This is a genomic window from Microcystis sp. LE19-84.1B (assembly GCF_027531875.1).
Classification (GTDB): Bacteria; Cyanobacteriota; Cyanobacteriia; order Cyanobacteriales; family Microcystaceae; genus Microcystis; species Microcystis panniformis.
The window spans coordinates 1-2,925 of record NZ_JAPZSR010000307.1; the positions used below are offsets into that span (position 1 = coordinate 1).

The window sequence follows — 2,925 nt, forward strand, 5'->3', positions numbered from 1 at the left end:
TGTGATACTAAACGTTGGGACATATAAACAGTTATAAGGTTGGTCAGGGTTGACCTGTTAGATTCAGTCAGGGGACTGAAGACCTTACTAGGCGGTTATTTCAGGTATTTCAACCTTATTTCATGCCTAAACGTTTCGCACTTCATCTCCTAATATAGCGAGACTGATAACCGGTTTCTGATACAAATCAAAGGCACGATAGTTATAAATATACATCCTCTGAGGGAAATTTTCTTCGTATTGACTTTGAATTTCAATATGAATCAAAATCCAGATTTCTTCACCCCTGAGTAACCAGACTTTATAGAGTTTGTCAGCAAAACGTTTTTTTGTCTTTGCTGAAGCGGTAATCCGTTTGAGTTCTTTTTCTAGGGATTCGGGAGTTTTTGTCCAATCAATTAGTTGGTGAACTTCGGGAAAAAAGAAGCATAAAAACGCTTCAAAATACTCGCTTAATGCTTCTTTCCAGGGTTCATCATAATTGGCGGTTGTTGGGTTCATTTGAGTTGTTTGCTTACTCGTAGGCTGTGAAGCGCGATAGCGTAACGCACCGATTTAATAATAGAGGTGAATGGTGGTAATCTGGGGATTTTGTGGTAAAAAAGCGGATATTTGTTCGATTCCGTCTTGATTGGGAGTGAGAATAACGGTGGCGACTTCTGGAATTACCCCAGCTTGGAGACTTTGATAATCGGCAACACCAGCATCGAGGAAAACTACGGTAGCGGTTAAACGCTGATTTCTCGCACTATTCACCTGATTAGCTTGACTTAAGCCATCAGATTGAGCAAAATTGAACAAAACATCGTCAACAGCAGGAAGGCTCGGCAAAAGGGTAGAAGTCATGACGGTAACAGCAAAGGTTTATTGCTAACAGTTTTAGCCCAACAATCCCCAATCTTTCAAGGGGGATATAACAAAAATTTACAGAAAACGGGTTTCTCAAAGAAAACGGGTTTTCTAAATAGTTTCTCGAAGAAACCCGTTTTCTAAAATCACAACTTAATCTAATTCATTTGCCGTTTGCAAAACCTCCTGATAAAGTTGACGACTGATGCGAAAATTTGCTTGGAGTATTAGAGCATCGATTATGGGTTGAACCTTAGCAATCAATCCTCTATTTTTAGCGATTAAAAGAACTCCTAGAACCCCCGTAATTGACATCCCCAAACGCACAGCCTCCCTCCGTCCAAGACGCTCATCAATTAACAATTCATCTGCTTTTAATTCTAAGGCAAGAGCGATTGCTTCTGCTTCGCCAAGATCTAAATTATAGTCATTGCTCAAACAAGCCACAAGTTCCAAATTAGCGGCTTGTTTAACCTGTATCCAGTTCAGAGAAATTATCGCTTTAATGCGGATATCTTCCTCAGTTAAATTGGCTAATTCATTGGCAACTGCTTGGGGAATAACAACATTAGTATAAATATCTTTTAAGATTGACAGATAACCAACAAGAGCAAGACTGCTGAGAGGAGAAGTATCGCTAATAATAATCATAGCCAACCTTTCTCTTTTAAATGCTTAATATCTTCCTGAAACTCAGCAACATCATAGTGAATACAAATTCCTCGTTCAGAAAGCAGCCGTTGAAACTTGATTTGATTAATACCTAATAACTCACTTGCTTTTCCTAAGCTAATCTTATCTTGTTGGAATAACATAACAACAATTTCCATCAACAGTTCATCCTCTGATAAACCACTTGCTTTAATCACTTCTTGGGAAATAACTAGAGTCATATTTTCTCCGTATTTTGATAAGAATTATACAAATGCTATCCTATGTTTTGCGGTCTGTCAATTCCCTTTGGCAGACCTCACTTCTAACTGTTAACTGTTAACTGAAATTCCCTCTCCGAAGCAATCTTACTCCTTGTCATGGCGAAGATGCGATCGCTAACGTCAAAGCTAGGCAGTTAAAGTATTCAACCAATTGATTAAATCTTCAACTGTAGAGAAATCGAATAAAGCTTCTGCTAATACTTCGACATCATCAATACTTAACTCCATAATTTTAGTTTCTAATGAAGGATTAATCTCCCCTAACTTGCGTTTAAGTTGACGAAGAATCAATGTTTTTTCCCGTTCAATACCTTGTTCAATACCTTGTTCGATACCTTGTTCAATACCCCGTTCGATACCTTGTTCGATACCTAGTTCAATACCTTGACGCATCCAACTGGTGGTAATTTGCATAACTCCCTCCTGTACGGGTTGACTAAATGTGCTAATCTCTTCTTGAAATTGTATCTCTTCCACTGGATTTAGATTGAGATAAGTATCAATAAATCCAGAAATTAATTGCATTTTCGCTGGATTTAACCTTAAAGTAATTAACAAGCGCAGACATTCCGCTTTTACCTTGGCTCGCTCTTTCTCTGCAATGTTCATCTTCGCCATCAAAGCTGAAGCAACCGGATTCGGCTGATTGAGAAAATCTCGCCAATTTAATCGATTTAACTGTACTACTTGATAGTTAAATTCTAATACCTTAAAATCGGGAAAATCGACCACATATTGACTAATCGCTTCTCTTTTTGGCTTTGAATAAGAAAAAATTACAATCGGATAAATCGGTAAGACAAATTTCTCATGAAAGCGAGCAAAATAAGTAAACATTCGCCGATTAAACCACTTGCGTGAACTTTCCTGCGCCTCTACATGAATCAGAAAAAAAGATTCTTTTCCTCGAAACTTAACCTGTGCGACTAAATCGCTTTCATACCTTTCTCCTTCCGTGACATCAGTAAATACTTCTTTGTCTAAAAAAGTAATCGAGTCCCTATCTAAATAATCCATCAATTGAGGAAAAAATAACTCGATAAATTCGACAAAAAAGGTGGAGATTAACTCTTTAAATAAGCGGTCATGGTCAATATTATTAGTCATGTAATGTCATCTTAACTAATCTGAGCGATGAATG

Annotated in this window: 4 protein-coding genes and 1 pseudogene; all 5 read right to left on the bottom strand. The window is 37.6% G+C overall.

Annotated elements, in window-relative coordinates:
* Positions 1 to 141 precede the first annotated feature (141 nt).
* Positions 142 to 501: pseudogene (locus O9324_RS17345) on the bottom strand (hypothetical protein); the annotation flags it as partial.
* Between the two features lie 54 nt (positions 502 to 555).
* The gene (locus O9324_RS17350; RefSeq protein ID WP_288140838.1) at positions 556 to 846 is read right to left on the bottom strand and encodes a DUF4347 domain-containing protein; all 291 of its coding nucleotides are present in this window, start codon (positions 844 to 846) and stop codon (positions 556 to 558) included.
* Positions 847 to 1,002: 156 nt separating this feature from the next.
* On the bottom strand, positions 1,003 to 1,500 hold the full coding sequence (locus O9324_RS17355) for a PIN domain-containing protein (protein ID WP_288140839.1): 498 nt from the start codon (positions 1,498 to 1,500) through the stop codon (positions 1,003 to 1,005).
* On the bottom strand, positions 1,497 to 1,742 hold the full coding sequence (locus O9324_RS17360) for a UPF0175 family protein (RefSeq protein WP_287629408.1): 246 nt from the start codon (positions 1,740 to 1,742) through the stop codon (positions 1,497 to 1,499). Before O9324_RS17360 ends, O9324_RS17355 begins: the two co-directional genes overlap by 4 nt.
* A 168-nt stretch (positions 1,743 to 1,910) precedes the next feature.
* A complete protein-coding gene (locus O9324_RS17365) occupies positions 1,911 to 2,891 on the bottom strand; it encodes a DUF4351 domain-containing protein (RefSeq protein ID WP_288140840.1) in 981 nt (326 codons plus the stop codon).
* Positions 2,892 to 2,925: the final 34 nt, after the last annotated feature.